General features: G+C 66.3%; 14 protein-coding genes. 10 read left to right on the top strand and 4 right to left on the bottom strand.

Features of this window, described 5'->3' with window-relative positions:
- The first annotated feature begins 30 nt into the window (after nucleotides 1-30).
- On the top strand, nucleotides 31-537 hold the full coding sequence (locus ACQZF9_RS03690; RefSeq protein WP_428311919.1) for a hypothetical protein: 507 nt from the start codon (nucleotides 31-33) through the stop codon (nucleotides 535-537).
- A gap of 368 nt (nucleotides 538-905) precedes the next feature.
- Entirely contained in the window at nucleotides 906-1,748 is an 843-nt protein-coding gene (locus tag ACQZF9_RS03695) for an alpha/beta hydrolase family protein (RefSeq protein ID WP_428311920.1), read from the top strand.
- A gap of 93 nt (nucleotides 1,749-1,841) precedes the next feature.
- Here the strand turns inward: ACQZF9_RS03695 and gpmA are convergent, their stop codons facing one another.
- The 3 genes from gpmA to ACQZF9_RS03710 are packed head-to-tail and all read right to left on the bottom strand — an operon-like array spanning nucleotide 1,842 to nucleotide 4,056.
- Nucleotides 1,842-2,594 (bottom strand): 2,3-diphosphoglycerate-dependent phosphoglycerate mutase, encoded by a 753-nt coding sequence (gene gpmA, locus ACQZF9_RS03700; protein WP_428311921.1) that lies wholly within the window; start codon nucleotides 2,592-2,594, stop codon nucleotides 1,842-1,844.
- Complete coding sequence (locus ACQZF9_RS03705; RefSeq protein WP_428311922.1) at nucleotides 2,591-3,139, bottom strand: gamma carbonic anhydrase family protein; 549 nt, start codon at nucleotides 3,137-3,139, stop codon at nucleotides 2,591-2,593. Before ACQZF9_RS03705 ends, gpmA begins: the two co-directional genes overlap by 4 nt.
- Complete coding sequence (locus tag ACQZF9_RS03710; RefSeq protein WP_428311923.1) at nucleotides 3,136-4,056, bottom strand: alpha/beta hydrolase; 921 nt, start codon at nucleotides 4,054-4,056, stop codon at nucleotides 3,136-3,138. The genes ACQZF9_RS03705 and ACQZF9_RS03710 overlap by 4 nt, the downstream gene beginning before the upstream one ends.
- A 229-nt stretch (nucleotides 4,057-4,285) precedes the next feature.
- Here ACQZF9_RS03710 and ACQZF9_RS03715 point away from each other — a divergent pair, with 229 nt between their 5' ends.
- The 4 genes from ACQZF9_RS03715 to ACQZF9_RS03730 all read left to right on the top strand — a co-directional run bounded on the left by ACQZF9_RS03715 (nucleotide 4,286) and on the right by ACQZF9_RS03730 (nucleotide 12,392).
- Entirely contained in the window at nucleotides 4,286-6,352 is a 2,067-nt protein-coding gene (locus ACQZF9_RS03715) for a M3 family metallopeptidase (protein WP_428311924.1), read from the top strand.
- Nucleotides 6,353-6,510: 158 nt separating this feature from the next.
- Nucleotides 6,511-8,109 carry an FAD-dependent oxidoreductase gene (locus ACQZF9_RS03720; protein WP_428311925.1) on the top strand — a complete coding sequence of 533 codons (1,599 nt, stop codon included), beginning with the start codon at nucleotides 6,511-6,513 and terminating at the stop codon, nucleotides 8,107-8,109.
- 195 nt (nucleotides 8,110-8,304) lie between these two features.
- Nucleotides 8,305-10,509, top strand: a complete 2,205-nt coding sequence (locus ACQZF9_RS03725) for a hypothetical protein (protein WP_428311926.1) — start codon at nucleotides 8,305-8,307, stop codon at nucleotides 10,507-10,509.
- 50 nt (nucleotides 10,510-10,559) lie between these two features.
- Nucleotides 10,560-12,392: a DUF1302 domain-containing protein gene (locus ACQZF9_RS03730; protein ID WP_428311927.1), complete on the top strand. Its 1,833-nt coding sequence runs from the start codon at nucleotides 10,560-10,562 to the stop codon at nucleotides 12,390-12,392.
- A gap of 104 nt (nucleotides 12,393-12,496) precedes the next feature.
- Here ACQZF9_RS03730 and ACQZF9_RS03735 read toward each other — a convergent pair whose 3' ends face one another.
- Nucleotides 12,497-13,489, bottom strand: a complete 993-nt coding sequence (locus ACQZF9_RS03735) for an alpha/beta hydrolase family esterase (RefSeq protein WP_428311928.1) — start codon at nucleotides 13,487-13,489, stop codon at nucleotides 12,497-12,499.
- 199 nt (nucleotides 13,490-13,688) lie between these two features.
- On the opposite strand from ACQZF9_RS03735, the gene holA reads away from it, so the two are divergent.
- The 4 genes from holA (at nucleotide 13,689) to rsfS (ending at nucleotide 17,083) form a co-directional block, all read left to right on the top strand.
- Nucleotides 13,689-14,744 carry a DNA polymerase III subunit delta gene (gene holA / locus ACQZF9_RS03740; RefSeq protein ID WP_428311929.1) on the top strand — a complete coding sequence of 352 codons (1,056 nt, stop codon included), beginning with the start codon at nucleotides 13,689-13,691 and terminating at the stop codon, nucleotides 14,742-14,744.
- Nucleotides 14,741-16,036 (top strand): glutamate-5-semialdehyde dehydrogenase, encoded by a 1,296-nt coding sequence (locus tag ACQZF9_RS03745; protein ID WP_428311930.1) that lies wholly within the window; start codon nucleotides 14,741-14,743, stop codon nucleotides 16,034-16,036. Before holA ends, ACQZF9_RS03745 begins: the two co-directional genes overlap by 4 nt.
- A 122-nt stretch (nucleotides 16,037-16,158) precedes the next feature.
- Complete coding sequence (nadD, locus tag ACQZF9_RS03750; protein WP_428313358.1) at nucleotides 16,159-16,755, top strand: nicotinate (nicotinamide) nucleotide adenylyltransferase; 597 nt, start codon at nucleotides 16,159-16,161, stop codon at nucleotides 16,753-16,755.
- Nucleotides 16,733-17,083, top strand: a complete 351-nt coding sequence (gene rsfS, locus ACQZF9_RS03755; RefSeq protein ID WP_428311931.1) for a ribosome silencing factor — start codon at nucleotides 16,733-16,735, stop codon at nucleotides 17,081-17,083. Before nadD ends, rsfS begins: the two co-directional genes overlap by 23 nt.
- The last annotated feature ends 12 nt before the right edge of the window (nucleotides 17,084-17,095 follow it).

Genomic DNA, 17,095 nt, shown 5'->3' on the forward strand with positions numbered 1-17,095 from the left:
AGCTGTGGCGCTCACGGTTATGCTGCCGAGATGAGCGAAGACAGCGTCCTCAACATCCGCGAACTGCCGGCCGAGGCGCTGCAACACCTGCTCGCGCCGCTGGGCCTGGGCATCGTCAGGGTCGCCGACGACGAGACCATCCCCGGCAGCTACTGGGGCGAGCGCGAGGCCGGCCTGGTCGGCGACGCGCTTTACCTGCGCGGCGACACGCCGGTGCATTCGGCGCTGCACGAGGCCTGTCACTGGCTGTGCATGGATACCGATCGTCGCCGCGGCCTGCACACCGATGCCGGCGGCAGCGACGTCGAGGAGTCCGCGGTCTGCTACCTGCAGGGCCTGCTCGCGCCGCATCTGGCCGGCTACAGCCGCGAGCGCCTGTTCGCGGACATGGACGCCTGGGGCTACCACTTCCGCCTCGGCAGCACCCGCGCCTGGTTCGAGCAGGACAGCGAGGACGCGCAGGCCTGGCTGCGCTCGCAGGGACGCTTTCAGTGCTGGCTGGAGGGCGCCGCCTTAGGTCATGTAAGCCTAAGCTGATGCCGCCGGGCGAGGCGCTTAGGTAATATTCACCCCTGAGCTGACGGGGAGTTCGGCAAGCTTGTTGCTCCAGTCCAGCCTTAGTCTTCTTTGGGGGATACGTTCTGTCTGCGCATGATTCCGGCCGACGGCTGGCCGTTGCCGCTGCCCTGGCGCTTTCCGCGCTGACCCTGCTGACCGCCTGCGGCGGTGGAAGCGACGGTGCCGACGAGCCCACCACCGAGCCCAGCAGCGGCACGCCGCCGGACCCGGCCGAGCCCAGCGAGCCGACCACACCCAGCGGCGACCCGACCCCGCCGACGCAGGCCAGCACCGGCCCCGGCAGCAGCGAGGCCCGCTACGCCGCGGTCACCAGCAACTATTACGGCATGGGCGGTACTGCCTACACGCTGGTGCTGCCGGTCGGTGCCGGCACCACGAGCTTGCCGGTGGTCGTGCTGCTGCACGGTTACGGCACGATCGATATTTCTCCGTATCGCGCCTGGGCCGAGCATCTGGCGCAGCGCGGCGCGATCGTGATCTACCCGCATTACCAGCTGCTGGTGGCGACTGCGGTGTCGGACTACGTGCCCAATGCGGTGCAGGGCATCAAGGACGCGCTCGCGCGCATCGCCAGCGCCGGCGGCGTGCGTGCCGACACCGCGAAGATGATCATCATCGGCCACTCGCTGGGCGGCGCGGTCGCGGCCAATGTCGCCGCGGTCGCCGGCTCGTCCGGCATTCCGCAGCCGGCCGCGCTGATGACGATCAACCCCAGCAACCAGTCGCAGAACGGCATGTTCGTGATGCCGATGGAAGACCTGGCGCAGATTCCGGCGACGACCCTGCAGCTGTCGCTGTTCAGCGATGCCGATCAGCGCATCGGCGACAGCATCGCCAAGCAGATCTTCAATGGCACCACCAATGTGCCGATGGCGAACAAGGATTACATCGTCGTCAACAGCGACTCGTACGGCGATACGCCGCTGGTCGCCGACCACTTTGCCGCGCTCGCCAGCCGCGACGGCCTGGGTTCGCTGTATCCGCCCGACGCGCTGGATTACTACGGCTACTGGAAACTCGCCGACGCGCTACTGCTGGCCGCCAGCGACAAGACCGACACCGTCGATCGCGACATCGCGATCGGGCATGGCAGCGCCGCGCAGATCTACATGGGCAAGTGGGGCGATGGCATGGCGGTGAAGACCTTGACCGTTACCAGCACGCCCTGATCTCGGGACCTGTAGGAGCGGACCCTGTCCGCGACTGTGCCGTTGCAGCCTCAGTCGCGGACAGGGTCCGCTCCTACCGTTGCAGCTTGAGCTCTACTTCTTCTTCGCCTGATTCGCGACCGCCTCGGCCGCGCGCTTGGCCGCTTCCGGATCGCCGAGATAGCGGTGGCTCTTGGCTTTCAACTCGTCGTCGAGTTCGAACAGCAGCGGGATCGCGGTCGGGATGTTGATCTCGAGGATCTCCTTCTCGCCGACGCCGGTCAGGTACTTGTACAGCGCGCGCAGCGAGTTGCCGTGCGCGGTCACCAGCACGGTCTTGCCGGCTTTAAGGTCCGGCGCGATCGCGTCGTTCCAGTACGGCAGCACGCGCTCCAGCGTGGTCGCTAGCGACTCGGTCGCCGGCAGCGCGTTGACGTCGAAAGCCTTGTAGCGCGGATCGTGCTTCGGGTGGCCCGGATCGGCGGCGTCCATCGGCGGCGGCGGCACGTCGTAGCTGCGGCGCCAGATCTTGACCTGCTCCTCGCCGTGCTTGGCGGTGGTCTCGGCCTTGTCCAGACCCTGCAGGCCGCCGTAGTGGCGCTCGTTCAGGCGCCAGCTCTTGATCACCGGAATCCACAGCTGGTCGAGGCCCTCCAGCACCACGTTCTGCGTGCGGATCGCGCGCTTGAGCACCGAGGTGTAGGCGACGTCGAAGGCCAGGCCTTCCTGCTTCAGCAGCTTGCCGGCGGCGACGGCTTCGGCGACGCCGGCTTCGGTCAGGTCGACGTCGACCCAGCCGGTGAAGCGATTCTCCAGATTCCACTGGCTCTGGCCGTGGCGCAGCAGCACGAGTTTGCGGGTGCTCATTGGGCTTTTGATTCCTGTTGGTCTTGCAGATGCTTGTTTTTGAGCCGCACGTAATGCGCGGTCGAGTAGGTGAAGTTGTCGCGCTCGGCCTGCGTGAGTTCACGCACTGCGACCGCCGGCGAGCCGCGATACAGCCAGCCGGATTTCAGGGTCTTGTTCGGCGACACCAGGCTGCCGGCCGCGACGATCACGTCGCTTTCGATCACCGCCTTGTCGAGCACGATCGCGCCCATGCCGATCAGCACGCGATCATGGATGGTGCAGGCGTGCAGCACCGCGCCGTGGCCAACGGTGACGTCCTCGCCGATACGTAAGTCGACGCCGCCCGGCGTGTACGGGCCGTCGTGGGTCACGTGCAGCACCGCATTGTCCTGCACGTTGCTGCGCGCGCCGATCTGCATCTTGTTGACGTCGCCGCGCAGCGCCGCGAACGGCCAGATCGATACGTCGTCGGCCAGGGTCACCGCGCCGAGCACCAGCGCGAGCTCGTCGACGAACACGTCGCGGCCCAGCGTCGGCTTCACGCCCTGAAAGGCACGAATCACGGCGGCAGCGGCGTGGTGATGATGCCCGGCGTGTTCAGACGGTTGACGTAGTTGGCGTCCGACCACTTGCCGAGGAATTCGCGGATGTGGTCGATCACGTCGCTCTGGCCACGCAGGCCCGGGCCGATCGAGGCGAGGATGCGCGGGTGCGACATCTTCGGGTAGATCACGGTCTCGACCGGGCCACCGGCGCGGCCGACGCTGGCGGCGAGGTTGCGCGTATTGCTCACCTGCACGATCTCGTCATCCTCGCCGGCCATCAGCAGCAGCGGCGGATTGCGGCCGTCGGTGAACATGATCGGCTGCGACTGCTCGAACTTCTCGGGCGGGCCGAACAGGTCACGCAGGGTCGGATCGACCAGCGGCAGGAAGTCATAGGGGCCGGCCAGGCCGATCATGCCGCGCAGCCAGGTGCGCGAGCCGCCCACCGAGGCCAGGTACTGCTCGTTGAGCGCCAGCATCGCCGCGATGTGCGCGCCGGAGGAATGGCCCATGACGAAAATCTTCTTCGGATCGCAGCCGTAGTCGCCGATGTGGTCGCGGGTCCATTTGACGACCTTGGCGCCGTCGTTGACGAAGGCCGGGAAGCGCGACATCGGGTACAGGCTGACGTCGGGGATCACCGTGCAGTAGCCGATGCGCGACAGCGCGCCGCCGACGAATTCGTATTCGTCCTTGCTGCCGCTGGTCCAGCGCTTGCCGTAGAAGAACACCACCACCGGACGCTTGGTCTGGTTCTGCGGCGTATAGACGTCCAGCCGCAGGTTCTTGGCGGCGTCGTAGGGCATGTTCTGGGTGCGCTGGAAGTCCTTGGTGGACGTCATGCTGTTGAGCACCTGTTCGCCGGAGCAGGCGGCGAGCGCGGCGAGCAGCGGCAGGCTCAGCCAGAGGCAATATTTGCGGAAGGCGTGGGTCATCGGGATCGGGATGGCGGAGACCGGCGCGGGAGCGCGCCCTTGGGTGCCAATGTTAATTGATGTCGCTGGGATGTCGCTCGCGGTGGCCCGGGGAATCTGGGTCGCGGGCAAGCCCGCTCCTACAGGCGCCGCGCTATTTGTAGGAGCGGGCTTGCCCGCGACCGGCCGCTACCTTGTCCGCGCCGGCATACGCCCCCATGCTTTCAGCCTCATCACAAGACACCAAGCCATGACCCAGACCGCGAACCCGCTGCTCGCCCTTCGCCCCTTGAACCACTTGCCGGACTTTGCGCAGCTCGCGCCCGAGCAGGCCGAGCCGGCGCTGGACCAGCTGCTGGCCGACAACCGCGCCGCGCTGGACCAGCTGCTGACCGGGCAGGCCGATCCGAGCTGGGCGACGCTGGTCGAGCCGCTTGAGCAACTCGGCGAGGGCCTGGGCCAGATGTGGGGGCCGGTGCAACACCTGTTCGGCGTGCGCGCGACCAGCGGCTGGCGCGCGGCCTACAACGCCTGCCTGCCGAAGATCACCGAGTACAGCCTGGAGCTGTCGCAGTCGGCGCCGCTGTGCGCGGCCTACCGCGCGATCGAGCAGCGCGCCGACTTTGCGCAGCTGTCGCCGGTGCGCCAGAAAGTCATCCGCGACGCGCTGCGCGACTTCCGCCTCAGCGGCATCGACCTGCCGGCGGACAAGCAGGCGCGCTACAAGGAAATCGCGCTGCGCCTGTCCGAGCTGCAGACCCAGTTCGAGGAACACCTGATGGACGCGATCCAGGCGTTCGGCAAGCACGTCACCGACGAGGCCGTGCTCGCCGGCATGACCGAGGCGGCCAAGAGCCAGGCACGCGACAAGGCCAAGGCCAAGGGTCTGGACGGCTGGTTGCTGACACTGGATTTCCCGAGCTTCGACGCGGTGATCAGCTATTCGACCAACCGCGAGCTGCGCCATGAGTTGTACACCGCGTTCACCACCCGCGCTTCCGATCAGGGGCCGCAGGCCGGCCAGTTCGACAACGGCCCGCTGATGAAGGAGATCCTGGCGTTGCGGCACGAAGAAGCGCAGCTGCTCGGCTTCAAGCATTACGCCGAGCTGTCGCTGGCGACCAAGATGGCGGACTCCGCCGACGAGGTCGAACAATTCCTGCTCGATCTGGCGCGCCGCGCCAAGCCGCAGGCACAGGCCGAACTCGACGAGCTGCGCGCCTACGCCAAAAAGCTCGACGGTCTGGACGACCTGCAGCCCTGGGACACGGCGTTTTACAGCGAGAAACTGAAAGAGAGCAGCCTCGGCCTGTCCGACGAGGAGCTGCGCCCGTACTTCTCGCTGCCGAACGTGCTCAAGGGCCTGTTCGGCGTCATCGAAAAGCTCTACGGCCTGCGTGCCGAGGTCATCGAAGGCGCATCGGTGTGGCACGCGGACGTCAGGCTCTACGGCCTGAAGAACCAGGCCGGCGACATCGTCGGCCGCTTCTATCTCGACCCCTTCGCGCGCGAGGAAAAACGCGGCGGCGCCTGGATGGACGAGTGCCACAACCGCCGCCGCACCGCGGCCGGCCTGCAGGACCCGGTCGCGTATCTGGTTTGCAACTTCCGCCCGGCCGTCAACGCCGATCAGCCGGCGCTGCTGACGCACGACGAAGTCGTGACGCTGTTCCACGAGTTCGGTCACGGCCTGCACCTGCTGCTGACCCAGGTCGACGAGGCCTCGCTGGCCGGCATCCACGGCGTCGAATGGGATGCGGTCGAGCTGCCCAGCCAGTTCATGGAGAACTGGTGCTACCACGAGGACACGCTGAAAGGTTTCGCCCACCACTGGCAGACCGGCGAAGCGCTGCCGGATGTTTTGCTGCAAAAGCTGCTCGGCAGCCGCGTGTTCCAGACCGGCCTGGCGACGGTACGCCAGGTCGAGTTCGCGCTGTTCGACCTGCGCCTGCATCGCGACTTCGACCCGGCCGTCGGCGCGCGCGTGCTGGAGACGCTGGACGCGGTGCGCAACGAGGTCTCGGTGCTGCCTCCGCCGGCGTTCAACCGCATGCCGATGAGCTTCAGCCACATCTTCGCCGGCGGTTACGCGGCCGGTTACTACAGCTACAAGTGGGCCGAGGTGCTGTCGGCCGACGCGTTCGCCGCGTTCGAGGAAAGCAACTTTGCCGCCGAAACCGGTCAGCGCTTCCGCGACACCATCCTCGCCAACGGCGGTTCGCGAGAAGCCCGCGAGCTGTTCCGCGAATTCCGCGGCCGCGATCCGCAGGTGGATGCGCTGCTGCGGCACAACGGGCTGTTGGCCGAGGCTGCTTGATCTAGGAAACCCCTCTCCCCCCGGGAGAGGGATAGGGGTGAGGGCCTCGCCGATGGTGATCGGTCTGCTCGCGGCGACGCCCTCATCCGGCGCTTCGCGCCACCTTCTCCCGAGGGGAGAAGGCATGAGGCACAAGTCTTTGGCTTTAAGCTAACCCCATGCCCAATGCCTATCCGCTGATCCGCGACATTTCCGCGCTGCAAGCTGGCGCGCCCTACGATCTGCTGGTCATCGGCGGCGGCATCTACGGTGCCTGGACCGCTTACGACGCCGCGCTGCGCGGCCTGAAGGTCGCGCTGGTCGAGAAGAACGACTGGGGCAGCGGCACCTCGAGCGCGTCGAGCAAGCTGATTCACGGCGGCCTGCGGTATCTGGAGCATTTCGAATTTCAGCTGGTGCGTCATGCGCTGGCGGAGCGCCGCGTACTCACCGAGATCGCGCCGCATCTGGTGCGGCCGCTGCGCTTCATGGTGCCGGTTTGGAAAGGCGCGCGCGCCGGCATGTTCAAGCTCTCCGCCGGTCTGACGCTCTACGATCTGCTCGCCGGCGGCGACCAGCCGGTGGCGCGGCACAAGTCTTATTCCAAGAGCAAGCTGCTGCAGTTGCATCCCTATTTGCGCGAGAGCGGACTCAAGGGCGGGCTGTCTTACGGCGACTGCCAGGAAGACGATGCGCGCATGACGCTTGCGGTGGTTGCAGCGGCGCAGCAGGCCGGCGTCGTCGTCGCCAATCGTGTCGCGGCGACTGCGCTGCTGAAGCAAGGCAAGCAGATCGTCGGCGCGTCGCTGCTCGATGTTGCCGATGGCAGCAGTTTCGATCTGCAAGCTTCGGCCGTCGTCGTCGCCGCCGGCCCCTGGGCTCACGGCCTGATCGGTCGCGAAGCGCCGAAGGTCAAGCTGGTCAAGGGCGTGCATCTGGTGATGCCGGCGATCCCCGATTGCAGCGACGCCTTCCTTTTCACCGCGCCGCAGGACGGCCGCGTCTACTTCGTGATTCCCTGGTACGGCCGCACTCTGCTCGGCACCACCGAGTCCGAAGTCAGCGATCCGAAGCAGGCCGTGGTCACCGAGGCCGAAGTGCGTTATCTGCTCGACGCCGCGCGCGATGCGCTGCCGCAGCTGCAATGGAGCGAGCGCGACGTGCAGGGCCGCTTCGCCGGCGTGCGCACGCTGCAGGCCGACGAAGAGGACTCGCTGTCGGCGGTGACGCGCGAGTTCGTCGTGCTGCAGCCGTCGCCGGGGCTGGTGGTGCCGATCGGCGGCAAATACACCACCTCGCGTGTCGATGCGATCGAGATCGTCGACGCGGTGATGCACGCGCTCAACCGCGGACGGCCTCCGTCTACGACGCACGATCATCCGCTGCCGGGCGCGCCGTCGGCGCAGGGCTTCGACGGCTGGCTCGCGCAAGCCGTGGCGCGCGCCTGGGAGCAGGGCGTCGACCAGCAGGCGGCGACGCAACTGGCGCTGCGCCATGGCCTGCGCATCGATCGCATCATCGAGCTATTGCAGGAAAACCCGGCCTGGTCTGCGCGCGTGGTCGCCGGCGCGGCGTTTATCGACGCCGAGATCGTGCTCGCCGCACGCGAAGAGATGTCTTTTTCCTTAGACGATTTGTTGCGCCGCCGCATGCCGCTGACCTTGCTGACGAGGCTTTCCGAGGCCGATTTGCAGCGAATCGCCACGCTATTCGGCGAGCAAAAAGGCTGGACCGCCGATCAACGGCAGCAGGCAGTCGATGAAATGCAGTCGCGTTGACGCGGCCACTCACAATCAGGATTTCCGCTGTTACATCACGCGCTTGTCTGCCTCCTGACACGCGAGTCGTGAGTATGATTTTTTTGTTGCTGTTCTGTTACGAAGCTCTGAGACTCCGCCCCACATAAGTGGTTGTGCTGATTTCTAGTGCAGCCGATTGGGACAAGAAGTCCCTTGTGCTTGAGGAGAGGCTCGATGCTCGTACGAAACGCCTGTGCCGCGTTCGCGGTTGCCTGCGCCCCGCTGTTTCTGTCGGCTTGCGGCGGTGGTGGCAATGAATCCCTTGATGACGATGCCGGTCTGAAATCCGGTGTGTTTTCGCTGTTCGACCCGGTGGCCGCCAGCGCCACGGTACCGTTCCCGTTCGACGGCTTTTTCTCTGGCTCCACCGACGGCACGCTCAACATCCCGAACGCCAGCAGCGCGCCGTTCGTGACGCAGGCGAATTTGCAGGACGGTTTCTCGACCACCGCGTCGATGTTCACCGACATGCTCGGCACGCTGGACTACAGCACGCTGAATGCCGGCCTGCTGGTGGTCAACACCCGGACCGGTGCGGTGCTCAAGCCCGGCGTCGACTACACCACGCAGCCTTCGGTGGCGATCTCGACCAATCCGCTGTCGGGCCAAAACGAGCCGATCAGTGCATTCCGTTCACGCGTGCTGATCGAGCCCTTGAAACCGCTCGATGCGCAGACGCGTTACGTGGTCGTGCTGACGCCGGCGCTGAAGAGCACCGAGGGCGTGCCGGCTGCCCCCAGCGAGCTGTTCAAGGTCGCGCGTTCGGCGACGCCGGTCGCCGAGTCGACGGTTCCGGCGCTGAGTGCGCTGACCTCCGCGCAGAAGACCACTCTGGAAACGGTGCGTAGCACCCTGATCCGGCCTATCGTCGAGCAACTCGCCGGCTTCGGTATCACCGAAGAACAGGTGGTGCTGACCTGGAGCTTCACCACGCAGTCGATCGGTAACACCTTGCAGCATCTGCAGGCCAATGCCGTGGCCAGCCAGATCGCGGCGAAGAACACCGGCGCGACGCTGGCCAGTTTCAACAGTGCCTTGCCGCCGATCGCGAACGTCTACTTCGGCACCGTCAAGCTGCCGTACTACCTGGCCACGCCGGGCGCGACGGCGGAGACCGTCACCGATCCGCTGACCCAGTACTGGCTGGCCGACGCGAGCAAGCCGGACAACACGCAGAGCTTTCTCGGCCGCGTGCCCTGCGGCGCCTTCGTCACCGACGGCACCGGCCTGACGCCGAGTGTGTCGACCACTGCCTGCTTCCCCGATCCGGTCAAGCGCGCCGACGTCACCGTGCCGGTGCTGATCACCGTGCCCAATGCGGACAGCGGCAAGACCATGCCGGCCAACGGCTGGCCGGTCGTGATCTTCCAGCACGGCATCACCGGCAATCGTTCGCAGATGCTGGCGATCGCGCCGGCACTGACGCTGGCGGGCTTCGCGGTGGTGGCGATCGATCTGCCGCTGCATGGCCTGCCGCCGGAAAGCCCGCTGCGTATCAGCGGCGTCACGGAGCGCACCTTCGATCTGGATCTGTCGAACAACACGACGGGTGCCTCCGGCCCGGACGGCGTGGTCGATTCCTCCGGCACTTACTTCATCAACCTGTCGAGCCTGATCACCAGCCGCGACAACATCCGCCAGGCGGTGTCCGACCTGATCGTGATGGCGAAGTCGGCCGGCGGCAGCATCCTGGTCAACAGCGGCGGCACGCCCGACGGCAACAAGTTCGACGGCAGCCAGGTCCGCTTCGTCGGCCACTCGCTCGGCGGCATCGTCGGCGGCACGCTGCTCGGCGTGAACACCGAAATCGGCGCCGCCACGCTGGCGATGCCCGGCGGCGGAATCGCCAAGCTGCTGGACGCTTCGGTCAGCTTCGGCCCGCGCATTTCCGCCGGCCTCGCCGCCAGCGGCCTGATCGAAGGCACCGACAACTACGAAACCTTCCTGCGCTTCGCGCAGACCCTGGTCGACTCGGCCGATCCGATCAACTACGCGGCCAGCGCCGCAGAAAAGCATCCGCTGCACATGATCGAAGTCGTCGGCAGCGACAGCTCGCCGGCCGATCAGGTCGTGCCCAACGATGCACCGGCCAATGCCGGCACGACCAACAACGACAAGGTCACGATCACCGGCTTTCTGTCCGGCACCGATCCGCTGTATCAGCAGATGGGCCTGACGCCGCATGTGTTCGACGGCAGCGCCAACGTGCTGCTCGGCGAAGCCGCGCGCAGCAACGTCGTGCAGTTCACCAGCGGTGATCACGCCTCGATCCTGAGCCCGGCCGCGTCCGCTGCGGCGACCACGGAGATGCAGAGAGAAACCGCGAGCTTCCTCGCCAGCAACGGCCTGTGCCTGCCGATCGGAGGGTCCTGCCCATGACGCGCGCAGCGACCTCTTTGACCGGCAACTCATCACACAAGGACAGGCACATGAACCGCACTCTCAATCCGCGTCTGCGCAAAACCGCGCTGGCGCTGGCCGCGGCCGCATTCGGCTGCAGCTTCGCACCCGGCGCGCAGGCGCTGGACTATTCCTCCAACGGCGTCGAGTTGCGTGTCGACAGCAAGATCAGCGTCGGCGCCGCCTGGCGTGTCGCCGGCCGCGACAAGGACAACATCGGCATCAGCAACGGCGGCGATGCGTATTCCACCAACAGCGACGATGGCAACCTCGCTTTCGACAAGGGCGACCTGATCGCATCCCCGATCAAGCTGACCAGCGATGCGACGCTGACCTACGGCAACTACGGCGTGTTCGTGCGCGGCAGCTATGTGTACGACCCGACCTTGCAGCAGAAGAAATACTTCAACCCGGCCAACTACGGCCAGCCGGGCAAGGAGGCGCCGGCTTCGGAGTATCACGACAAGACCGATGAAGTGCGTGATCGCCTCGGCCACGACGGCAGCCTGCTCGACGCCTATTTTTTCGGCAGCAACCGCATCCTGGATCGCACGCTGACTTACAAGATCGGCCGGCAGATCCTGAACTGGGGTGAATCGACCCTGGTGCAGAACGGCCTGAACTCGCTGGTCTCGGCCGACGCCAACAAGCTGCGCGTGCCGGGCTTCGACATCAACGAAGTGGTCAAGCCGGTCGGCATGGTCACCGCGTCCTTCGATGTGATCGAGAACGTCAGCCTCGAAGGCTTCTATCAGTTCGAATGGCGCCGCACCGATCCGGATGCGGCTGGCAGTTTCTTCGAGACCAACGACTTCGTCGGCGCCGGCGGCACGCGCGCCAACATCAGCTTCGCGATCCCCGGCGAGAACGACATCGGCAGCACCGTGCCGCACGGCGACGATCGCCTGGGCAAGGACAGCGGCCAGTTCGGCGGCGCGCTGCATTTCTACATTCCGCAGCTCAACGGCATCGACCTGTCGCTGTACGCGGCCAAGTACAACAGCCGCCTGCCGGTGATCAGCGGCCACTCGGCGACCGAGCCGCTGAAGCCGTTCGGTGGCGACTACTTCCTCGAGTATCCGGACGACATCAAGATGTTCGGCACCTCGTTCAACTCGACCCTGCCCTGGGGCCTGGCGCTGCAGGGCGAGTACAGCCTGAAAGTCGGCCAGCCGCTGCAGATCGACGACGTCGAGATCCTGCTGACCGGCCTGGGCATTCCGAGCCAGCTCGATCGCACGCTCGGCGGCGCCTCCGGCAACCAGTATCTCAAGGGCTATCGTCGCAAGGACGTGTCGCAGGTCGACATGGCGCTGACGCGCGTGTTCGGGCCGAGCAGCTGGCTTCAGTCCGACCAGACGATTCTGGTTGCCGAATTCGCCTACGACTACATCCACGATCTGCCGCCGACCAGCGAGCTGCGCTTCGATGCACCGGGCACGTCTCTGCCGGGCTATGACGCGGCCACCGACGGCGCGGTGCGTGCGGGCTTCCTGCACAACCGCGGCAAGGTCAACCCGGCCGATCCGGATGGTCGCGACGATCTTCCGGCCGAGAGCAACAGCTATGCGACCTCGGCTTCCTATGGCTACAAGCTGATCGCACGCCTGAGCTACAACAACGCGATCGGCTCGGTCGCGCTGAACCCGACGATCCGCTTCGACCACGATCTGCACGGCTACACGCCGCAGCCGATCGGCAACTTCGTCGAAGGCCGCAAGCTGGTCAGCGTCTCGGTGGGCTGGACCTACCACGCGGCCTGGAGCGGCGACATCGGCTACGTCAACTACTTCGGCGGCAGCGACCAGAACCTGCTGTCCGATCGCGACTACGTCGAAGCCAGCGTCGGCTACTCGTTCTAGGGCTTAAACGCGGTCTTGAAAAAGTTGGTTTGTCGCAGGGCCTCTCATCCTGCGAAAAGGCCGGGCAGATGCCCGGCCTTTATTTTTTGCGCGGTACAAAAACCTCAGAATTGCGCGAAGAAATCCCAGATCGCCTCGGTCGCGTCCAGATTCTGCGAGGTGTGGCCGACGGCGATCGGCGTCTGGCTGCCGGGCCAGGCGTGGCCGCCGTTGACGACGGTATACATGTTGACGGCGCTGCCGCCGCTGCAGTCGTAGTTTTCGCGCAGCTTGATCGTGGTGCGGTCGCTGACTTTTGACGGCAGCGTGGTGTCGGTGCGCGAGGCCGCATTGCAGCCGTTGATCGCCGACCAGCGCGCATAGTTCTCTTCGGCGGACAGCATGCCCAGCGGATGCTCATAGGCGACAAAGGCGTCGCGCGTGCCGACGATGCTGACGATGGGCACCGGCCGCGACGGCTTGCACGCCGCGTTCTGCGAGTTGCGCATGCTCGCCGCGTCCACCGCCACCGCGGCGACCAGGCCGGCTTTCTCGCAGGCGAAGCGCACCGTCATGAAGCCGCCGTTGGACATGCCGGCCATGAACACGCGCCGGGCGTCGATCGGATAGGTCGCGCTCATGTGCGCGATGAGCTTGGCCAGAAACTCGACGTCGCCGCTGGACGCCGAGGTCGAAGGGTCGTCGCCCCAGTGGCCGTTGATGGCCTCGGGCAACACCACCCAGGCGCCGTGTTCGGCAGCCAGGCGGCCGGCGCGTGCGACGTTGGCCATCACCTCGGCATTGCCGCCGGAGTAGTGCAGCAGGACCACCAGCGGCGCCTTCTCGGGGCTTGCGAGGGCCGGCTCGATGATCAGCAGCGGCCGCGCGACGCCCTGGTGCTCGATGGCGTCGGCAATCGCGACCGTGCCTTCGGTTGGATTCAGGTGCTGCTGTCCGAGCCGCGACAAGGCGGTGCCGAGGCCATCGCTGAGGCCGGCGAAGGTCTTGCTGAAACCGGCGGAGACCCGCTCGCGGGTCTTGGCCAGGCCGTCGCCGATCTGGCCCAGTGCGTCGCCGATGCCGGCGTGTGCCGCCGGACTGGTGGCGAGTGAGAGCATCAAGGCGCCCGCTGCCCATGTTCGTGCTATCGACATCTTCCCTCCCTGTGAGATGGCAGCCGAAATCACCTGAATCGGCTGTCCGGATATGTAGGAAATAAACTCTATCGTAGTTAGGTGCTTACGTGAACTAGCTAGAGTCCTACATGACATGTAGGTCAGGGATGCCAGGACCGCGCCGGTCTGGGACAATGCCGGCATGAAACTCAACCCCAACCAGCTGGCCGCGGCGCTGGCGCGCAGCCTGGCGCCGGTCTACGTGGTCGCCGGCGACGAGCCGTTGCTGATCCAGGAATCGCTGGACGCGATCCGCGCCGCCGCACGGAAGCGCGGCTACAGCGAGCGCGAAGTGCTGGACGTGGAAAAGGGCTTCGACTGGTCCAGAGTCAGCCAGGCCTGCGACAGCCTGTCGCTGTTCGCGAGCCTGCGCATCGTCGAGCTGCGCATGCCGGGCGGTGCGCCCGGTACCGAAGGCAGCGCGGTGCTGCAGAGGCTGGCCGAGCGGCCGCCGCAGGACGTGCTGTTCATCGTCGTCTGCGGTGCGCTGGAGACCAAGCAGCGCAACAGCGCCTGGTTCGCGGCGCTGGAGAGCGCCGGCGCCAGCGTCTACGCCTGGCCTATCGACGGCGACAAGTTCGAGCCCTGGCTGGAAGAGCGGCTGCGCGGCGCCGGGCTCAAGCCCGATGCCGAGGCACTGCAGCTGCTGGCCGAGCGCACCGAGGGCAACACGCTGGCGGCGGCCCAGGACATCGCCAAGCTGGCGCTGCTGTTTCCTGACGCCGCGATCGGTATCGAGCAGGTGCGCGAAGCCGTCGCCGACAGCGCACGCTTCGACGCTTTCGACCTCAACGAACGCATGCTCAGCGGTGATGCCGCCGGCGTGGTGCGCAGCCTCGGCCATCTGCGAGAAGAGGGCGTCGAGGTGCTGGAGCTGCTCGGCGCGCTGACGTATGGCCTGCGCCAGTGGGCCAATGTGCAGGCCGCGTTCGCCAGCAGCGGCGACGCCCAGCGCGCCTGCGAGGCCGCCTACGTGCCGCGGCCGCGCCAGGGGCCGTATCAAAAAGCCCTGCGCCGTACCCGCCTGCCGCAGATCTATGGCTGGATGCGCAAGACTGCGGTCATCGACCAGCTGGCCAAGTCCACCGGCGGCAAGGAACAGGCCTGGGAAGAGTTGCTAACATTGGTCATGGCGGCGGCCGGGTCGGCGCCGAAGATTTCCCAAACCAAGATCCCCTCAGTAGCCCAACGAGCATGAACGCGCAGGCGGTCAAAATCGCAAGCAAGGCCGGCCAGGACGAGGTGCTGCAGTACATGCGCGAACGCGGCGAACGCGCGCGCGCCGCTGCGCGGCACATCGCACGCGCCGACACCGGCATCAAGAACGCAGCGCTGTTCGCGCTGGCGCAGCTGCTGATCGATGACAAGCGCGCGATCCTTGCCGCGAACGCCGAGGACATGCGCGCCGGCCGCGCCGCCAAGCTCGATGCGGCGATGCTCGAGCGTCTCGAACTCAACGACTCGCGCATCGAGGCGATGGCCGACGGCGTACGCCAGGTCGCCTCGCTGGCCGACCCGATCGGCGAAATGACCGACATGAAAATGCGCCCGTCCGGCATCCAGGTCGGCCGCATGAGAGTGCCGCTCGGAGTGGTCGGCATCATTTACGAATCGCGGCCGAACGTGACCGCGGAAGCCGCGATCCTGTGCCTGAAGTCCGGCAACGCGGCGATCCTGCGCGGCGGCTCCGAGGCGATCAATTCCAATCAGGCGATCGCGCGCTGCATCCAGCGCGCGCTGCGCGACGCCGGCCTGCCCGAAGACGCAGTGCAGGTGCTGAGCATCACCGACAGACGCGCGGTCGGGCTGATGGTGACGATGCCCGAATACATCGACGTGGTGATTCCGCGTGGCGGCAAGGGCCTGGTGTCGGCGGTGTCCAACGGCGCCAAGGTGCCGGTGATCAAGCATCTCGACGGCGTCTGCCACGTGTTCATCGACGCCGATGCCGACGTCGAGAAAGCGATCGCGGTCTGCGTCAACGCCAAGACCCAGCGCTACGGCACCTGCAACACGATGGAAACCCTGCTGGTCGACGCGCCGGTCGCCGAGCGCGTGCTGCCGCGTCTGGCGCAGATCTATCGTGAAGCCGGCGTCGAACTGCGCGGCTGCGAGCGCACGCGGCGCATCCTCAGCGACGCGAAACCGGCCGCGCAGTCGGACTGGGCCGAGGAATACCTGGCGCCGATCCTGGCGGTGAAAATCGTCGACGGAATCGACGCGGCGATGGACCACATCGCGCACTACGGCTCGGCTCACACCGATGCGATCGTGACCGAAAACTACACGCGCGCACGGCGCTTTCTGCGCGAAGTCGATTCGGCTTCAGTGATGGTCAACGCCTCGACGCGTTTCGCCGACGGCTATGAATACGGCCTCGGCGCCGAGATCGGCATCAGCACCGACAAGTTCCACGCCCGCGGCCCGGTCGGCCTCGAAGGCCTGACCTCGCAGAAGTGGGTGGTGCTCGGCGATGGCAACGTCCGGTGATCTCTGAATGCTGAGCGACCGCGCATGATGGCGGCCGTTTTGGGACGCCGGCGCTGAACGCCCCGTTCGGCATTTTTGGCGGCACCTTCACGCCCATTCACAACGGGCACCTGCGGCTCGCGCTGGAACTCAAGGAGCGGCTCGCCCTGGAATCGGTGCGGGTGATTCCAAGCGCGCAGCCGCCACATCGCGAAGCGCCGCAGGTGAGCCCCCAGCGGCGCATGGAATGGGTGGAGCTGGCGTTGCAGCACGAGCCGGCATTGGTCGCCGATGATCGCGAGCTGCGCCGCGCCGGGCCGTCGTACACGCACGACACGCTGGCCGCGCTGCGTGAGGAATTCCCGGATCGTCCGCTGGTGCTGTTGCTCGGCGATGACGCGGCCAACCAGTTTCACACCTGGCATCGCTGGCGTGAAATCATCGAGCTGGCGCATCTGGTGTTCGTCGAGCGGCCGTACGAGCCGCCGGCGCCGGCGCCGGAACTGGTCGCGCATCTGCGCGGCCGTCGTGCGCAGAGCAACGCGGATTTCAGCCAACAGCTCGCCGGCCTGTGGACGTCGGCGAACATTCCACCGCTGGCGATTTCTTCAACTCGTGTCCGCCGTCTGCTGAAGGCGGGCCGATCGGTACGCGGTCTCGTTCCCGAGTCCGTGATTGCTTCATTCACTCAAAAGGACATCAGCCTTCTTACATACGATGAAGACCCAGCCACTGACTGACATTGCCCGTAGCGCGCTCGAAGACCTCAAGGCGGTAGACCTGAAGGTGCTCGATGTTCGCGGCCTGACTTCCATAACCGACGTGATGATGATCTGCACCGGCACGTCGAACCGACACGTCGCATCCCTGGCACGCAACGTATTCGATCTGGCGAAGGAGGCCGGCTACACGCCACGAGGAATCGAGGGGCTGGAGGAAGGCGAGTGGGCGCTGGTGGATCTGGGCGACGTCGTCGTGCATGTGATGCAGACGCAGACGCGCGCGTTCTACCAGCTCGAAAAGCTCTGGGACATGAGCGAGCCGCGGTCCAAAGCCGCCAACGGCTAGCGCGGCACCGCC

This window comes from Hydrocarboniphaga sp., assembly GCF_965279055.1.
In the GTDB taxonomy this organism is placed as follows: Bacteria; Pseudomonadota; Gammaproteobacteria; order Nevskiales; family Nevskiaceae; genus Hydrocarboniphaga.

Excerpts from the sequence above, each read along its gene's own strand:
- ACQZF9_RS03690 (WP_428311919.1), top strand. The coding sequence starts at position 31 with ATGAGCGAAGACAGCGTCCTCAACATCCGCGAACTGCCGGCCGAGGCG.
- ACQZF9_RS03695 (WP_428311920.1), top strand. The coding sequence starts at position 906 with ATGGGCGGTACTGCCTACACGCTGGTGCTGCCGGTCGGTGCCGGCACC.
- gpmA (WP_428311921.1), bottom strand. The coding sequence starts at position 2,594 with ATGAGCACCCGCAAACTCGTGCTGCTGCGCCACGGCCAGAGCCAGTGG.
- ACQZF9_RS03710 (WP_428311923.1), bottom strand. The coding sequence starts at position 4,056 with ATGACCCACGCCTTCCGCAAATATTGCCTCTGGCTGAGCCTGCCGCTG.
- ACQZF9_RS03715 (WP_428311924.1), top strand. The coding sequence starts at position 4,286 with ATGACCCAGACCGCGAACCCGCTGCTCGCCCTTCGCCCCTTGAACCAC.
- ACQZF9_RS03720 (WP_428311925.1), top strand. The coding sequence starts at position 6,511 with ATGCCCAATGCCTATCCGCTGATCCGCGACATTTCCGCGCTGCAAGCT.
- ACQZF9_RS03725 (WP_428311926.1), top strand. The coding sequence starts at position 8,305 with ATGCTCGTACGAAACGCCTGTGCCGCGTTCGCGGTTGCCTGCGCCCCG.
- ACQZF9_RS03730 (WP_428311927.1), top strand. The coding sequence starts at position 10,560 with ATGAACCGCACTCTCAATCCGCGTCTGCGCAAAACCGCGCTGGCGCTG.
- ACQZF9_RS03735 (WP_428311928.1), bottom strand. The coding sequence starts at position 13,489 with ATGCTCTCACTCGCCACCAGTCCGGCGGCACACGCCGGCATCGGCGAC.
- holA (WP_428311929.1), top strand. The coding sequence starts at position 13,689 with ATGAAACTCAACCCCAACCAGCTGGCCGCGGCGCTGGCGCGCAGCCTG.
- ACQZF9_RS03745 (WP_428311930.1), top strand. The coding sequence starts at position 14,741 with ATGAACGCGCAGGCGGTCAAAATCGCAAGCAAGGCCGGCCAGGACGAG.
- rsfS (WP_428311931.1), top strand. The coding sequence starts at position 16,733 with ATGAAGACCCAGCCACTGACTGACATTGCCCGTAGCGCGCTCGAAGAC.